The organism is Streptomyces sp. AM6-12, assembly GCF_044327085.1.
GTDB lineage: Bacteria > Actinomycetota > Actinomycetes > Streptomycetales > Streptomycetaceae > Streptomyces.
Genome location: NZ_JBIQWN010000001.1, coordinates 6,182,150 through 6,197,839 on the forward strand (window position 1 = coordinate 6,182,150; position 15,690 = coordinate 6,197,839).

Below are 15,690 nucleotides of genomic sequence, written 5' to 3' on the forward strand. Positions count from 1 at the left end.
ACGTTCCGGGGGTAACCCAGGGAAGGTCCATGCCTCACACACCGAGCGGCGGTGCCAGAAGCGGCACCGCCGCCAGGGACAGCGGGTTGCTGAGCATCGGCGCGGTGCTGAACGCGCTGCGCGAGGAGTTCCCCGAAGTCACCATCTCCAAGATCCGTTTCCTGGAGGCCGAGGGGCTCATCGAGCCGCAGCGGACCCCTTCGGGGTACCGCAAGTTCAGCCCCGGTGACCTTGAGCGCCTGGGTCACGTCCTGAGAATGCAGCGGGACCACTATCTGCCGCTCAAGGTGATCCGTGAGCATCTGGACGCCATGGAGCGGGGCGAGGCCGTCCCACTGCCCGTGGTCGGGCGCCAGCGCACCGGGGACGACGTCCTGGAGGTGCAGGAGGGGCCCACCGTGGCCAGGGTGGGCCGGTCCGAGCTGCTGGCCGCCGCGGACATCGGGGAGGCCGAGCTGGCGGAGTGGGAGTCGTACGGCCTCCTGGTGCCGCTGGCGGACGGTACGTACGACGTGGAGGCGGTCACCGTCGCCTCCCTCGTCGCCGAACTGGGGCGCTTCGGGATCGAGCCCCGCCACCTGCGGGTGATGAAGGCGGCCGCCGACCGGGAGGCCGGCCTGGTGGAGCAGGTGGTGGCCCCGCTCAAACGCCACCGCAACCCGCAGACCAGAGCGCTCGCCGAGGCCCGGACGAAGGAGCTGGCGGCGCTCACCATGAAACTGCACGCGGCCCTCGTGAAGACCGCCCTCGGGGTGCGTCTTCCCTGATCCGGGGTGGCCCGCCGGGGACCGGTTGAGCAGCGCTCCCGGCCCCGACTACCCAAACGTCCGGGGCACGGCCTAGGGTTGCTGTGTGAACGAGCTCGATGTCGTAGGTGTCCGGGTCGAAATGCCCTCCAACCAACCGATCGTGCTCCTGCGCGAAGTGGGAGGCGACCGTTACCTCCCCATCTGGATCGGGCCGGGGGAGGCGACGGCGATCGCCTTCGCCCAGCAGGGCATGGCCCCGGCCAGACCGCTGACCCACGACCTGTTCAAGGACGTGCTGGAGGCCGTCGGCCAGGAGCTGACCGAAGTACGCATCACCGACCTGCGGGAAGGCGTCTTCTACGCGGAGCTGGTCTTCGCCAGCGGGGTCGAGGTCAGCGCCCGTCCGTCCGACGCCATAGCGCTCGCCCTGCGCACCGGTACGCCGATCTACGGCAGCGACACGGTGCTGGACGACGCGGGGATCGCTATCCCGGACGAGCAGGAGGACGAGGTGGAGAAGTTCCGCGAGTTCCTCGACCAGATCTCGCCCGAGGACTTCGGCACCAGCAGCCAGTGAGGCCGTCGGCGCGTCCGAGTGGCGCGTAGGTGCCCTGGCCTGCGCGGCCGGGGCATTCGGGGGACGGTCCGCCATCCGGCGCGGCCGGTTCCCGCGGCAATTGCCACCGGCGATTGAGAGCGTCCTACGGGTTCCCGCGAGGGCATTCGGCTAGCCTTTCCCCGCGGTGGGACACGGGAAACCACTCCTTGGGTGATTATCACTCGGCGTGCCGAGTGTGGCGATCGTTGACGCACCCTTGGTGACTGCCTACCGTCGAGAAGGCAGGTCGAGGACGGAGGTCGGCGTGAGAACCAGCGGCGACGGTACGGCTGGGGGTGCTCCCGTGCGCGGTTTCGGGGAGAGCGGTCCGTACCCGGTTCACAGCAGCGCGGTGGATCACGCTCCGCAACGGCCGACGGCGGTGCCGGACGGCGAAGGGGCGGCGTCCATGACGTCCGAGGAGATCGGCTACCGGGGGCCCACGGCCTGTGCGGCGGCCGGCATCACGTATCGACAGCTCGACTACTGGGCGCGCACGGGCCTGGTCGAGCCGAGTGTGCGGCCCGCGTACGGGTCGGGGACCCAGCGGCTGTACAGCTTCCGGGACGTCGTCGTCCTGAAGATCGTCAAGCGGTTCCTGGACACCGGGGTCTCGCTCCAGAACATCCGTTCCGCCGTGCAGCACCTCCGGGAACGTGGTTTCTGCGACCTGGAGCGCATGACGCTCATGAGCGACGGCGCGACCGTCTACGAGTGCACCTCGCCGGACGAGGTGCACGCGCTCCTCCAAGGGGGCCAGGGCATCTTCGGGATCGCGGTCGGCGTGGTGTGGCGGGACGTGGAGAACGCGCTGTCCCAGCTGCACGGCGAGCGCGTCGACACCGGCGAGACGCTGGTCGGGCACAACCCGGCGGACGAACTGGCGCGCCGCCGCAACCGGGCGGTCTGAAACCGGCGGCCGAACCGATGGGCCGCCGGGCGCCCGCGGATTGTCAGTGCCGTGGTGCAGCATCGGAGATGTGAGAAACGCGCCCACGATCCTGCATCTCGACATGGATGCCTTCTACGCCTCGGTGGAGCAGGCATCCAAGCCGAGCCTGCGCGGGAAAGCGGTCGTGGTGGGCGGGCTCGGACCGCGCGGGGTGGTGGCCACGGCGTCGTACGAGGCGCGGGCCTTCGGGGTGCACTCGGCGATGCCCATGGCCCAGGCCCGGCGGCTCGCGCCCCACGCGGCGTATCTGGTGCCGCGCTTCAGTCTGTACCGGTCGGTCAGCGAGCAGGTGATGACGCTGCTGCGGGCGCTGTCGCCGCTGGTGGAACCGCTGAGCCTGGACGAGGCGTTCGTGGACCTCGCGGCCTCGGGCGCGGCGACGGACGCGGAGTCGGCGCGGCGCACGGGAGCGCGGCTGCGTGCGGACATCCGTGCCGTCACCGGGCTCACCGGGTCGGTGGGGCTCGCCGCGTCCAAGATGCTCGCGAAGATCGCGTCCGAGCGGGCCAAGCCGGACGGCCTGGTGCTCATCGAGCCGGGCACCGAGCGGGCGCTGCTGGGCCCGCTGCCGGTGCGGACCCTGCCGGGGGTGGGGCCGGCCACCGGCGACCATCTGCGGCGCGCCGGGATCACCACGGTCGGGGAACTGGCCGAGGCGGGCGAGGACGAACTCGTACGCCTGCTCGGCAAGGCCCAAGGAGGGGCGCTGTACGCCATGGCGCTGGCGCACGACGAGCGGCCGGTGGTGGCCGAGCGGGAGGCCAAGTCCGTGTCGGTCGAGGACACGTACGACGTGGACATCCACGACCGGCCGCGCATCGGCCTCGAGGTGCGGCGGCTGGCGGACCGGTGCGTGCGGCGGCTGCGCGAGGCGGGACTGTCCGGGCGGACGATCGTACTGAAGGTGCGGCGGTACGACTTCTCGACGCTGACCCGCTCCGAGACGCTGCGCGGGCCCACGGACGATCCGGCGGTGGTGCGGGAGGCCGCCGAGCGGTTGCTGGACTCCGTGGACACGACGGGCGGGGTGCGCCTGCTCGGCGTCGGCGTCTCCGGACTCGCCGACTACACCCAGGAGGACCTGTTCGCCCAGGCGTCCTCGCGGGCGGAGCCGGCGCCGGAAGAGGCCGCGGCCGAGCCGGTCGCCGTCCCCCGCGAGCCGGTCCTGCCGCACTGGCGGGCCGGCCAGGACGTACGGCACGCCGAGCACGGACACGGATGGGTGCAGGGGAGCGGGGTGGGCCGGGTGACGGTGCGCTTCGAGACCCCGCAGTCTCCGCCGGGACGGATACGGACGTTCCTCGTCACGGACCCCGCACTGGAGCCCGCGGACCCACTGCCCCTGGTCCCGACGGCCCCCGCCCCCTCACCCACCCCCGGCCTTCCGGCCACGCCGTGATCACGGGCCCGCTACGTCTCCTCCGAACCCGCCAGCTTGCCGAAGGTGTGGTCCGGGGTGGGGTCCGGGGTCACGTCGAGGCCGTAGTGGTGGTAGAGCTGGAGTTCCTGTTCGGGGGAGAGGTGGCGGCCGACGCCGAAGTCGGGGGCGTCCTTGATCAGGGAGCGGTCGAAGGGGACATGGAGAGTGCCCTCGACGAGTTCGCTGGGCTCCAGGGGGACGAAGGCGTCGCGGGAGAACAGGCCGGTGCGTATGGCCGCCCACTCGGGGACGCCGGTGGCGTCGTCCAGGTACACCTCGTCAATGGTGCCGATCTTGGTGCCACTGCGGTCGAACGCCTTGCGGCCGATCAGGTTGCGAGGATCGATGTCGCTCTGCACGGTCCCTCTCCCTCCAATTGGTCGCAACTCATCCGTAAGCACTACGAAAGAGCACATTCACTGCGGCGGCCACTTGAGAATCCGGCTGTTGACCTCGCTGGTAGGCTGATTACGGCTGCTGACCCCGTGCGGGAGAGTCCTCCGACCCACCTCGGAGGCGCCGAAGGAGCAAATCCTCCCCGGAATCTCTCAGGCTCACGTACCGCACGGACGAGGTCACTCTGGAAAGCAGGGCGGGTGTCGACGGCTTCCGCTCTCACCGACGGTGAAAGCCGGCGCCGCGAGGTGCCTGGTGAAGCTCTCAGGTTGAGATGACAGAGGGGGAGGCCGTCCGGGCACCCGCGCCGTGGTGCCCTTCGAAGGTCGTCAGACCAGGAGGCCTCCGCAATGACCGCCCATCGCATTCCGCTCTCCGAGCTCGAAGCGGGCATCCCCTTCGAACAGCGCCACATCGGGCCCGACCAGGAGGCGCGGGCCAAGATGCTCGCACAGGTCGGCTACGGCTCCCTGGACGAGCTGACCGCCGCCGCGGTCCCGGATGTGATCAAGAACGCCGACGCCCTCGACCTGCCGGGCGCCCGCACCGAGGCCGAGGTACTGGCCGAGCTGCGCGCGCTCGCCGACCGCAACCAGGTCCTCGGCTCCATGATCGGCCTGGGGTACTACGGCACCTTCACGCCGCCGGTCATCCTGCGCAACGTCCTGGAGAACCCGGCCTGGTACACGGCGTACACGCCCTACCAGCCGGAGATCTCCCAGGGCCGCCTGGAGGCCCTGCTGAACTTCCAGACCATGGTCGCCGACCTCACCGGTCTGCCCACCTCCGGCGCCTCCTTGCTGGACGAGGGCACCGCCGCCGCCGAGGCGATGGCCCTGTCCCGGCGCATGGGCAAGAACAAGAAGGGCCTCTTCCTGATCGACGCGGACGCCCTGCCGCAGACCATCGCCGTCATCCAGACCCGCGCCGAGCCGACCGGCGTCGAGGTCGTCGTCGCCGACCTGAGCGCGGGCATCCCGGCCGACATCGCCGCCCGTGACATCAACGGCGTGCTCGTCCAGTACCCCGGCGCCTCCGGTGCCGTACGCGACATCAAGCCGGTGATCGAGCAGGCGCACGAGCTGGGCGCCCTCGTCACCGTCGCCGCCGACCTGCTCGCCCTCACCCTGCTGACCTCGCCGGGCGAGCTGGGCGCCGACATCGCGATCGGCACCACCCAGCGCTTCGGCGTCCCGATGGGCTTCGGCGGCCCGCACGCCGGCTACATGGCGGTGCACGAGAAGTTCGCCCGCAGCCTGCCCGGCCGCCTGGTCGGCGTGTCCGTCGACGCCGACGGCAACAAGGCCTACCGGCTGGCCCTCCAGACCCGCGAGCAGCACATCCGCCGCGAGAAGGCCACCAGCAACATCTGCACCGCGCAGGTGCTGCTCGCCGTCATGGCCGGCATGTACGCCGTCTACCACGGCCCCGAGGGCCTGAAGACCATCGCCCGGCGCACCCACCGCTACGCGACGCTCCTCGCCGAGGGCCTGAAGGCCGGCGGCGTCGAGATCACGCACGGCGCCTTCTTCGACACCGTCACCGCGCGGGTGCCCGGCGAGGCCGCCGGGATCGTCGCCGCCGCCCGTGACAAGGGCGTCAACCTGCGCCTGGTCGACGCCGACCACGTCTCCGCCGCCTGCGACGAGACCACCACGCGGGCCCAGCTGGAGAGCGTCTGGTCCGCCTTCGGCGTCGAGGCCGACCTGGAGGCGCTGGACGCGGCCGCCGGTGACGCGCTGCCCGAGGCCCTGCTGCGCGGCGACGACTTCCTCGCCCACCCGGTCTTCGACCAGCACCGCTCCGAGACCGCGATGCTGCGCTACCTGCGCAAGCTGTCCGACCGCGACTACGCGCTCGACCGCGGCATGATCCCGCTGGGCTCCTGCACCATGAAGCTCAACGCGACCACCGAGATGGAGCCCATCACCTGGCCCGAGTTCGGCGCGCTGCACCCCTTCGCGCCCGCCGAGCAGGCCGCCGGCTTCCTCACGCTCATCCACGAGCTGGAGGACCGCCTCGCCGAGGTCACCGGCTACGACAAGGTCTCCCTCCAGCCGAACGCCGGCTCCCAGGGCGAGCTGGCCGGTCTGCTGGCGGTGCGCGGCTACCACCGCGCCAACGGCGACGAGCAGCGCACCGTCTGCCTCATCCCGTCCTCCGCGCACGGCACCAACGCGGCCAGCGCCGTGATGGCCGGCATGAAGGTCGTCGTCGTCAAGACGTCCGACGACGGCGAGATCGACGCCGAGGACCTGCGGGCCAAGATCGAGCAGCACCGCGACCAGCTGGCCGTGCTGATGATCACCTACCCGTCCACGCACGGCGTGTTCGAGGAGCACGTCGCCGACATCTGCGCCCGGGTGCACGAGGCCGGCGGGCAGGTGTACGTCGACGGCGCCAACCTGAACGCCCTGGTCGGGCTCGCCAAGCCGGGCCACTTCGGCGGCGACGTCTCGCACCTGAACCTGCACAAGACCTTCTGCATCCCGCACGGCGGTGGCGGCCCCGGCGTCGGCCCGGTCGCGGTGCGCTCGCACCTCGCGCCGTACCTGCCCAACCACCCGCTCCAGCCGGCGGCCGGCCCGGAGACGGGCGTCGGCCCGGTCTCGGCGGCGCCGTGGGGATCGGCGGGCATCCTGCCGATCTCCTGGGCGTACGTCCGGCTGATGGGCGGCGAGGGCCTCAAGCGGGCCACCCAGGTGGCCGTGCTCTCCGCGAACTACATCGCCAAGCGCTTGGAGCCGCACTTCCCGGTGCTCTACACCGGCCCCGGCGGCCTGGTCGCGCACGAGTGCATCATCGATCTGCGCCCGCTGACCAAGGCGACCGGCGTCAGCGTGGACGACGTGGCCAAGCGCCTGATCGACTACGGCTTCCACGCCCCGACCATGTCGTTCCCGGTGGCCGGCACGCTGATGATCGAGCCGACCGAGTCGGAGGACATCACCGAGCTGGACCGGTTCTGCGACGCGATGATCGCCATCCGCGCGGAGATCGATAAGGTCGGCTCCGGCGTGTGGCCCGCCGAGGACAACCCGCTGCACAACGCCCCGCACACCGCCGCCGCGCTCGGCGGCGAGTGGACGCACGCCTACAGCCGCGAGGAGGCCGTCTTCCCCGCCGGGGTCTCGGTGGCCGACAAGTACTGGCCGCCGGTGCGCCGCATCGACCAGGCCTTCGGCGACCGCAACCTGGTCTGCTCCTGCCCGCCGCTGGACGCGTACGAGGACTGACCGCGCAGCCGTGCCCCGAGGGCCCCGTCCGGATCGCCGGGCGGGGCCCTGCCCGTACCGTCCGCCGGTCAGCCGGTGGCCAGCGACACCTCGGTCGCCTTGATCAGGGCCACCACGTCGGAGCCCACGAACAGACCCAGCTGAACGGCCGCCTCCCTGGTGATGGCGGCGGTCAGCTCGCCGCCCGGCACCGAGATCCGCACGGCCGCCATGACGGCACCGGTGGTCAGGCCGACCACCGTGCCGGGCAACTGGTTGCGGATCGACAGGCCCTCCACCTGACGCGTGGCCACGGAGACCTCGGTCGCCTTCACCAGGGCGCGCACCGGGGTGCCGGGGGAGAGGGCCAGATCTTCGGCGGCGGCCAGGGTGATGGCCGCGGTGAGGTGCTGGCCGCCCTCCAGCCGGACCTCGACGGTGGCCATGGCCTCGCCCGGACGGACCGCCGTGACGGTGCCGGAGAGCTGATTGCGGATGCTCAGGGTCATGAGCACCCACCGTAGAGTGCCCGCCGACTCAGGCGGGGTATGCATGGGTCTGGGTCGCTTTGACTGTCGCCCAGACCGGTGCACCGGGCTGGAGTTCCAGCTCGGCGGCGGAGACCGTGGTGAGATCGGCGGCGAGCGGGAGCTCACCGGTGAGCTCGGCGCGGATCTGGTCGCCGTGCGTCTCCAGCCCGGCCACCTCGCACCGCCACAGATTGCGGGCGCTGGCCCCTGCGGGCCGCTCCCTGAAGAGGGTCACGGCCGAGGGCGGGAAGGCCACGAAGGCCGGTCCGGACAGCTCCTCGGTCGTGGTGATCGAGGGCCCCGCGTCCAGTCGTACGGTGTGGCCCGTGGCCTCGCCCCGGTAGAGGTTGAGGCCGACGAGCTGGGCGATGTAGTCCGTGCGCGGGCGGCGGGCGATGTCGGCGGGGGCGCCCTCCTGGACGATCCGGCCGTGCTCCACCACCACCAGGCGGTCCGCGAGCACCATGGCGTCCAGCGGGTCGTGCGTCACGAGCACCGCGACCGCCTCGAACTCCGCCAGGTGGCGGCGGAGTTGGGCCCGCACCTCCAGCCGGGTACGGGCGTCCAGCGCGGCCAGCGGCTCGTCGAGCAGCAGCAGCCGGGGCCGGGTGGCCAGGGCGCGGGCGAGGGCGACGCGCTGGGCCTGGCCGCCGGACAGCCGACGCGGCTTGGCGCCCGCGTGCTCGGCGAGCCCCATGCGCTCCAGCCAGGCCGCGGCCAGCGCACGGGCCTCCGCCTTGCCCTGCCCCTGGCAGCGCGGCCCGAACGCCACGTTGTCCAGTGCGGACAGGTGCGGGAAGAGGAGGTAGTCCTGGAAGACGACGCCGACCGGGCGGGACTCCGGCGGGACGCGCTCCAACGGGACGCCGTCCAGGCGCAGATGGCCGTCGCCGAGCGGCACCAGACCGGCGAGGGCGCGCAGCGCGGTGGTCTTGCCCGCGCCGTTGGGACCCAGCAGCGCGACCACGTCACCGGGCGCCGCCCGCAGCGATACGTCCAGCCGGAAGCCGCGCCGGTCCACCACGAGCCGGGCGTCGAGCCCCTGCCGGTCCGCGCTCCGCGGGTCCGATGCGTCGAGGTCCGGTGCGTCGGTCATGCGTACGGGGTCCTTCGGCCGGGGCTGCTCGGTGGGTGTCGTCCGCCATCCTCCCGTCATGTCACACCCCTGTCAGCCATCGGTCGCGCAGCCCCGCCAGCACCGCGATGGAGACGGCCAGCAGGACCAGGCTCAGCGAGATCGCGGCCTGAGGGTCGTTCTGGAGGGCGAGGTAGACCGCGAGGGGCATGGTCTGGGTACGGCCGGGGAAGTTGCCCGCGAAGGTGATCGTCGCGCCGAACTCGCCGAGCGCCCGCGCCCAGGCCAGCACGGCGCCCGCCGCGACACCGGGCGCGATCAGCGGCAGCGTGACCCGGCGGAACGCGGTGAAGCGGGAGGCGCCGAGCGTGGTGGCCGCCTCCTCGAAACGCGGGTCGGCGGCGCGCAGGGTGCCCTCCACGCTGATGACCAGGAACGGCATCGCGACGAACGCCTCCGCGAGCACGACCCCGGTGGTGGTGAACGGCAGCGTGATCCCGAACCAGGCGTCGAGCCACTTTCCGATGACGCCGTTGCGGCCCAGCGCCAGCAGCAGGGCGACACCGCCGACGACCGGCGGCAGCACCAGCGGCAGCGTCACCAGGGCGCGCAGCAGACCGCGGCCAGGGAAGTCCGTGCGGGCCAGCAGCCAGGCCAGCGGCACGCCGAGGACGACGCTGACGGCGGTCGCCAGGGTGGCGCTGACCAGCGACAACTGGAGCGCCTGCCACACCTCGGCGCTGGTCAGCTGGTGCGGCAGGCTCCGCCAGGGGGCGCGGACGAGCAGCGCGAGCAGGGGCAGCAGGAGGAAGGCGAGGGCCAGGACGCCGGGCAGCAGGAGGGGCAGCGGGACACCGCGGCGGCCGCTCATGCCGGGGCGGCGGGGCGTGCCGGGGTGGCGGGTCGTGCCGGGCTGGCGGTTGGTGCCGGTGTGACGGGTCGTGCCGGGGCGGCGGGTCGTCGTACCCCCCGTCGTACACCCCTCCGCGGCCCCGCCGACACGGCGGCGCCGCGGCCGGTCCGTGCGGGGACCGGTCGCGGCGCCGGGCTCATCGGGTGAGGTCACGGCTTGAGGAACCCGGCCTCGCCCAGCACCTTCTGGCCCTCGGCGGACCGGACGAGGGCGATGAACGCCTTGGCCGTCCCGGCGTTCTTGGCGTTCTTCAGCAGGGCGATCGGGTAGTCGTTGATGGCCGTGGCGGACTCGGGGAACTCCACGCCCTCCACCTTGTCACCCGCGGCGTGCACATCGGTCTTGTACACCACCGCCGCGTCCGCCTCCTTCAGCTCGACCTTGTTCAGGGCGCTCTTGACGTCCTGCTCGTCGGAGACCGGGGTGAGCTTGAGGTGGCTGGCGGTGAGCGCCTTCTGCGCGGCGGCGCCGCACGGCACGGTCTTGTCGCACAGGACGACCTTCAGACCGGGCTTGGTGAGGTCCTTCAGAGAGGCGACCTTGTCGGGGTTGCCGGGCAGGGTGGCGATCTCCAGCTGGTTGCGGACGAAGGTGACCGGGGCACCGGCCGCGTCCTTGGCGTCCGTCACGGTCGCCATGGTCTTGGGGCTGGCGGCGGCGAAGACATCGGCCGGGGCACCGCCGGTGATGCTCGCGGCGAGGGTGTCGCTGCCGCCGAAACTGAAGGTGACCTTGGTGCCCGGATGCTGCTTCTCGAACTCCTTGCCGAGGGCGGTGAAGCTCTCCTGGAGCGAGGCGGCGGCGAACACGGTGACCGTGCCGGACAGCTTGGGGGAACCCGAGGTGTCCGACGCCGGCTTCGACGACCCGGAGGACGAGGAGCAGGCGCTGAGGGTCAACAGGGCGGCGGCTCCCACGCCGGCCAGCTGAAGCATCCGCCGGGTCCGGCGCACGGAAGGGGTCATCACGGTTCTGCTCCTCGCGTTGTGCAAAACGACTGTCGCGCCCTGGTACGGCCGTACGAACCTGCCGTCCCGCGATGATACTGCCGCATCTGCCAGCTGTAAGTCCCTTGTCGCATCGCATGAGCTGGGATCCTGCGCGGTGTGGCTGGCATGTGCGTTTGTACGGTGCTCCGCCGCGGGTACCGTCCTGCCGGAGGTGGTCGCAGGTGACGCTCGCCCGACTCGCCCTGAGCGGAGATCTCGTACGTCCTTCCCGGCTCACCGTGCCGGATCTGCTGCGCTGGCCACAGCACCGGGTGGCCGTCAGCTTCGAGTGCGCGACCAGCGGCATGCAGCACCACCGCTTCACGGGGCCGCGGCTGTACGACGTCCTCGCCGACGTCGGCCCCGGCTTCGACCCGGTCCGCCGCAAGGACCGGCTGCGCTTCCTGATCGGCGTCACCGGCACCGACGGCCACCACGCGCTGCTGTCCTGGGCCGAGATCGACCCGGACTTCGCCGACGCGCCCGTCCTGCTGGGCGTCAGCATCGACGACACCCCGCTGGACGCGACCGGCCCCCAACTGGTCCTGCCCCAGGACCGCTGCGGGGCCCGGCACATCAGCGGGATCACGGCGATCCGGGTGGACGGGGGGTACCGGTGCGCGCCGGTGGAGGTGGCGGCGGTTCCCTGAGGGGCGTCACGGGGGCCGAGGAGGGGTCGAGCGGGTGTCACGGGGGCCGAGGAGGGGCCGGAGCGGTCAGACCCGGTCGATATGGACGTTTGTCGACTTCACCCGTGCCGTGGCCTCCACCCCGACCTCCAGGCCGAGTTCCTCGACCGCCTCGCGGGTCAGCAGGGACACCAGCCGGTGCGGGCCCGCCTGGATCTCCACCTGGGCGGCGACGTCGCCGAGCTTGATGGCGGTGACGATGCCGGGGAAGGCGTTGCGCACGGAGGTGTAGGAGGTCTCCTCCTCGCCGCCCTTGGCCAGTTCGACGGAGAACGCGGCCAGGTCCCGGCCGTCGATCAGCCGCCGTCCCGCCTCGTCGCGATGGGTGGCCACCCGGCCCGCGTCGGCCCAGCGGCGGGCGGTGTCGGGGCTGACGCCGAGCAGCCGCGCCGCCTGGCCGATCGTGTAGGACTGCATGCCGGAAACGATAGGGCGCCGCTCAGCCCGTGTGCACACGCGGCCTGCGGTCCCGGTTCGGCTCCGCCTCGCGCAGCACCTCGCGGGTGACCGGCGCGACCTCGCCCTGGCCGAACAGGAAGAAGCGCAGGAAGTTGGCGAACGGGCTGCCCTCGGTCCACTCGAAGTAGATGTGCGGGGTGCAGCCGGTGACATCGCGGACGTGCAGCAGCAGCGCGGCCAGGGCGTTCGGGATGGACGCCGACTCCAGCGTCAGCACCCGGTAGCGCCCGTGCAGGACCTCGCCGCGCACGGTCAGGCCCGCCTCGAACTCGGACGGGTCGGTGACCGTGACCTCGACGAAGACGAAGTCCTCCTGCTCCGGCATGTCGTTGTCGGCGCGGATCTGCTCGATCTTGTCGCGGTACTCGGCCTTGTCCCGGTGGCCGGGCTCGTTGGCGATGAACCGCATCTTGCGGCTGGCCATGTCCCTGATGAAACGTTCCGCCAGCGGATCGAGCGTCACGCTGGTCACACGCAGCTCGAAGGCGCGGGCCAGCCGGGACAGCAGCGAGACCAGGATGATGCCGACGATGAAGCAGGCACCGATCTTCACACCGTCGGGACGCTCGATGACGTTGACGACCGTGGTGTACAGGAACACCACCGAGATCACGGCGAAGCCGATCGTCCAGTGGCGCTGGCCCGCCTTGCGCGCCGCGATGGTCACCGCGATCGCCGCGGAGCTGATCAGTACCAGCACACCCGTGGCGTAGGCGCCGCCCTGCTTGTCCACGTTGGCGTCGAAGATCCAGGTCACCAGGAACGCGACCAGCGTGAAGACGATGACCATCGGGCGCACCGCGCGCGCCCAGTGCGGGGCCATGCCGTAGCGGGGCAGATAGCGCGGCATCAGATTGAGCAGGCCTGCCATGGCGGAGGCGCCGGCGAACCACAGGATGGCGATGGTCGAGACGTCGTAGACCGTGCCGAACGCGCCGCCGAGGTACTGGTGCGCGAGGTAGGCGAGGGCACGACCGTTGGCCGGACCGCCCGGCTGGAAGTCCTTCTCCGGGATCAGCAGGGTGGTGATGAAGCTACTGGTGATCAGGAAGCAGCTCATGATGACGGCGGCGGTCGTCAGCAGCTTCTTGGTGTCCCGGATGCGTCCGGTCGGGTGCTCCTCGGTGTCGCCCGCGTCGCCCTTGACGTGCGGCATGACGGCGACGCCCGTCTCGAACCCGGACAGACCGAGGGCGAGCTTCGGGAAGACGATCAGGGCCACGCCGATCATCACGAAGACGTTCCCGTGCTGCACGGTCAGCGCGTTGGTCCAGTCGGTGACCACGTGCTCGGCGGTGATGACGTGGTACAGACCGACGATCACGACGACCATGTTGAGCGCCAGATACACGCCCACCAGGGCGAACGCGACGCCGATCGCCTCCAGGAAGCCCTTGAGGAACACCGCGCCGAGCAGCGCCACGAGCAGCAGCGTGATCAGCATCTGCTTGCCCTGGAGGGCGCTCGTCAGATGCGGGTTCTCCACCAGGTGGGTGGAGGCGTCGGCGGCGGACAGGGTGATGGTGATCAGGAAGTCGGTGGCCGCGAACCCGAGCAGGGTCAGCACGAACAGCTTGCCCTTCCAGAAGGACAGCAGCCGCTCCAGCATCGCGATGGAGCCCTCGCCGTGCGGGCTCTCCTCGGCCACCCGCCGGTAGACCGGCAGCGCGCCCGCCAGGGTGACGATCACGAGCACGATGGTCGCGATGGGGGAGACCAGACCGGCCGCGAGCGCGGCGATGCCCGGCTGATAGCCGAGGGTGGAGAAGTAGTCGACACCCGTCAGGCACATCACCCGCCACCAGCGCTGCCCCTTGTGCGGGGGCTCCGGCTGGGCGTGCGGCCCGGTGTGGCCACCGCTCTTGCCCATGTCGGACAGGCCCTCCAGCATCCAGGCGCGCAGGCGACTGGTACTGGGAGGGTGTTCGGTCGTGGCCATCGGGGCGCTCCTGATGTGGGGCTCAGCTCTTTTCAGCCATCACACGGACGGCGGCACCAGCGTATGCAGAGCGTGACGCCTGGGCCTCCGGATCGGGGGCGGGGAGGCGTCAATCTTGCGTTAAGAATGGCGGGCCGCGGTCAGGGCCGCATCAAGAGGCTGAGGCAGGAGCGGGTGGCCGGGAGCTGGGCCGAACGAGTGGCGGGGTGCACCTCCGGGGAATCGGCGGCCACCGAGCGTCATCGTGCGTGGTGCCGTCGGGGGCCTGGTCGCTGCGCGCGGGCCGTGCGGGGCGTGGCGTTCGTGGGGCCGGGCGAACCGTGGTCGCTGTGCGTGGGGCCGACCGGGCCACGGTCGCTGTGCGTGGCTGCGGTCACTGTTCGGCGGGCTGCCTGGCCCGTGGTTGCTGTGCGTGGGGCCGATGGGGCTGCGGTCACTGTTCGGAGGGCCGCCTGGGCCGTGGTCACTGTGCGTGGTGTGGTCCGGGCCGTGGTCGCGGTGCGCGGTGCCGTCCGGCGCCCTCACTCCAGTCCGGATGCCCGGAAGACCGCCAGGGCCGTCTCGCGGTCGAGCCGGTGGGCGAGCTGGTCGAGGGCGGTGGTGCCGCAGCGCAGGGTGCCGCCGGCCAGGGCGTGACGGGCGCCGTCGTCGAGCCGGTGCCACAGGGCGGGGTTGCGCACCAGCACCTCCGGGTCGATCTCCACCCGGTTCCCCAGGAGGTCGCGCAGCACCAGGCGCCGTGTGATGCCGTCCAGCGGGCGGACGGCGACCAGCAGATCGGTACGCACCCGGCGGGTGCGCAGCAGCCGCCTGCTGGCCAGCCAGCCGTCACCGGCCGACACCCTGGCCGGATACAGGACGAGGAACAGGAGCAGGGCCAGGGCGCACCACAGCAGGCCCCGCGCCCAGGTGAGGGAGCCGGCCGCGCCGTCGATGCACAGCAGCAGCGCGAACAGCGCGGCGGCGCAGCGCGCGGCGGTACGCACCTCGCCCGCCCACTCGCGGTCGTACGCGGTGGGCAGGGCGGCCGGCGGCCGTGGGCTCGTCAGCCGGGGGCGGGTGTCGTCGCTGTGCTCCATGACATCGACGGTAATCAGTCGGGGCGGGGGCGGCGCGACGCTTGACGGCGCCCTGACGCGCCCGGCCCGGTTCTTGACGGGGCTCCTACGCGCTCGCTGCGGCGGAGATCACAGCCCCCGGGTGTCCAGGGGCAGGTGCCAGGCGTTGCGCCGGTGGACGGCGAGCAACTGGGACTCCAGCGGGGACGGCGGTACGGCGAGGACCGGGCAGTCGGCGTGGGCGAGGCAGTAGCGGCGGACCCGGCCGCAGAAGGCCCGCGGCAGACCGCGCCGGCCGGTGCCGACGACCAGCAGATCGTCCTCGCGGTCCGCGAGCGTCACCAGCGCCCGGCCCGGACTGCCGCGCACGACGAGGGCGTGCACCGGCACGCCGGGCCCCCGCTCCCCGAACACCTCCGCGAGCACCGCGACCAGCCGGCCCCCGGCCAGCCGCTGCCACTCCTCGTCCGGCACACCCGCGGCGGGCGAGCGGCGGGTGGCCGGTTCGCCGCCCGGCGGCTCCCAGGCCAGCACCGGCCACAGCTCGGCTCCCAGCCGACGGGCGAGCGCGCCCGCCCGCCGCAGGGCCGTGACGCTGCCGGGGGAGCCGCTCACACCGACCACCACACGTGCGCCCGCCGGGGCGTCGTAACCGGACATGACTCACCGTTCCTCACCGGTGTCCCGCGCCGTCTCCTTCCATCCCAC

General features: G+C 72.0%; 15 protein-coding genes and 1 riboswitch. Of the genes, 6 read left to right on the top strand and 9 right to left on the bottom strand.

Annotation, left to right across the window (positions count from 1 at the left end; translation table 11 throughout):
- The first annotated feature begins 29 nt into the window (after nt 1–29).
- The 4 genes from ACE4Q9_RS28150 to ACE4Q9_RS28165 all read left to right on the top strand — a co-directional run bounded on the left by ACE4Q9_RS28150 (nt 30) and on the right by ACE4Q9_RS28165 (nt 3,698).
- A complete protein-coding gene (locus tag ACE4Q9_RS28150; protein WP_397987020.1) occupies nt 30–767 on the top strand; it encodes a MerR family transcriptional regulator in 738 nt (245 codons plus the stop codon).
- Between the two features lie 85 nt (nt 768–852).
- Nucleotides 853–1,326, top strand: coding sequence for a bifunctional nuclease family protein (locus ACE4Q9_RS28155; RefSeq protein ID WP_026253112.1), 474 nt, complete (start codon nt 853–855; stop codon nt 1,324–1,326).
- 286 nt (nt 1,327–1,612) lie between these two features.
- On the top strand, nt 1,613–2,257 hold the full coding sequence (locus ACE4Q9_RS28160) for a MerR family transcriptional regulator (protein ID WP_397987021.1): 645 nt from the start codon (nt 1,613–1,615) through the stop codon (nt 2,255–2,257).
- A gap of 70 nt (nt 2,258–2,327) precedes the next feature.
- Nucleotides 2,328–3,698, top strand: a complete 1,371-nt coding sequence (locus ACE4Q9_RS28165) for a DNA polymerase IV (protein WP_397987022.1) — start codon at nt 2,328–2,330, stop codon at nt 3,696–3,698.
- An 11-nt stretch (nt 3,699–3,709) separates the two neighbouring features.
- Here the strand turns inward: ACE4Q9_RS28165 and ACE4Q9_RS28170 are convergent, their stop codons facing one another.
- Nucleotides 3,710–4,078: a PRC-barrel domain-containing protein gene (locus ACE4Q9_RS28170; RefSeq protein ID WP_397987023.1), complete on the bottom strand. Its 369-nt coding sequence runs from the start codon at nt 4,076–4,078 to the stop codon at nt 3,710–3,712.
- Nucleotides 4,079–4,197: 119 nt separating this feature from the next.
- A riboswitch (glycine riboswitch) is annotated at nt 4,198–4,293 on the top strand.
- A gap of 172 nt (nt 4,294–4,465) precedes the next feature.
- Between ACE4Q9_RS28170 and gcvP the strand changes: the two genes are divergently transcribed.
- Nucleotides 4,466–7,351 (top strand): aminomethyl-transferring glycine dehydrogenase, encoded by a 2,886-nt coding sequence (gene gcvP / locus ACE4Q9_RS28175; protein WP_397987024.1) that lies wholly within the window; start codon nt 4,466–4,468, stop codon nt 7,349–7,351.
- 68 nt (nt 7,352–7,419) lie between these two features.
- Here gcvP and ACE4Q9_RS28180 read toward each other — a convergent pair whose 3' ends face one another.
- The 4 genes from ACE4Q9_RS28180 to modA form a co-directional block, all read right to left on the bottom strand.
- Nucleotides 7,420–7,839, bottom strand: coding sequence for a molybdopterin-binding protein (locus ACE4Q9_RS28180; protein ID WP_397987025.1), 420 nt, complete (start codon nt 7,837–7,839; stop codon nt 7,420–7,422).
- Nucleotides 7,840–7,867: 28 nt separating this feature from the next.
- On the bottom strand, nt 7,868–8,956 hold the full coding sequence (locus tag ACE4Q9_RS28185) for an ABC transporter ATP-binding protein (RefSeq protein WP_397987026.1): 1,089 nt from the start codon (nt 8,954–8,956) through the stop codon (nt 7,868–7,870).
- Nucleotides 8,957–9,017: 61 nt separating this feature from the next.
- The gene (gene modB, locus ACE4Q9_RS28190; RefSeq protein ID WP_397987350.1) at nt 9,018–9,806 is read right to left on the bottom strand and encodes a molybdate ABC transporter permease subunit; all 789 of its coding nucleotides are present in this window, start codon (nt 9,804–9,806) and stop codon (nt 9,018–9,020) included.
- A 191-nt stretch (nt 9,807–9,997) separates the two neighbouring features.
- Complete coding sequence (gene modA, locus ACE4Q9_RS28195; protein WP_397987027.1) at nt 9,998–10,813, bottom strand: molybdate ABC transporter substrate-binding protein; 816 nt, start codon at nt 10,811–10,813, stop codon at nt 9,998–10,000.
- A gap of 206 nt (nt 10,814–11,019) precedes the next feature.
- Here modA and ACE4Q9_RS28200 point away from each other — a divergent pair, with 206 nt between their 5' ends.
- Nucleotides 11,020–11,487, top strand: coding sequence for a molybdopterin-dependent oxidoreductase (locus tag ACE4Q9_RS28200; RefSeq protein WP_397987028.1), 468 nt, complete (start codon nt 11,020–11,022; stop codon nt 11,485–11,487).
- A 66-nt stretch (nt 11,488–11,553) separates the two neighbouring features.
- Here ACE4Q9_RS28200 and ACE4Q9_RS28205 read toward each other — a convergent pair whose 3' ends face one another.
- From ACE4Q9_RS28205 to ACE4Q9_RS28220, 4 genes are all read right to left on the bottom strand, one after another.
- Nucleotides 11,554–11,943 carry a molybdopterin-binding protein gene (locus tag ACE4Q9_RS28205; protein ID WP_397987029.1) on the bottom strand — a complete coding sequence of 130 codons (390 nt, stop codon included), beginning with the start codon at nt 11,941–11,943 and terminating at the stop codon, nt 11,554–11,556.
- A 22-nt stretch (nt 11,944–11,965) separates the two neighbouring features.
- Nucleotides 11,966–13,924 carry an amino acid transporter gene (locus tag ACE4Q9_RS28210; RefSeq protein ID WP_397987030.1) on the bottom strand — a complete coding sequence of 653 codons (1,959 nt, stop codon included), beginning with the start codon at nt 13,922–13,924 and terminating at the stop codon, nt 11,966–11,968.
- A 521-nt stretch (nt 13,925–14,445) separates the two neighbouring features.
- The gene (locus ACE4Q9_RS28215; protein WP_397987032.1) at nt 14,446–15,003 is read right to left on the bottom strand and encodes a hypothetical protein; all 558 of its coding nucleotides are present in this window, start codon (nt 15,001–15,003) and stop codon (nt 14,446–14,448) included.
- Between the two features lie 108 nt (nt 15,004–15,111).
- Complete coding sequence (locus tag ACE4Q9_RS28220; RefSeq protein ID WP_397987033.1) at nt 15,112–15,642, bottom strand: universal stress protein; 531 nt, start codon at nt 15,640–15,642, stop codon at nt 15,112–15,114.
- Nucleotides 15,643–15,690: the final 48 nt, after the last annotated feature.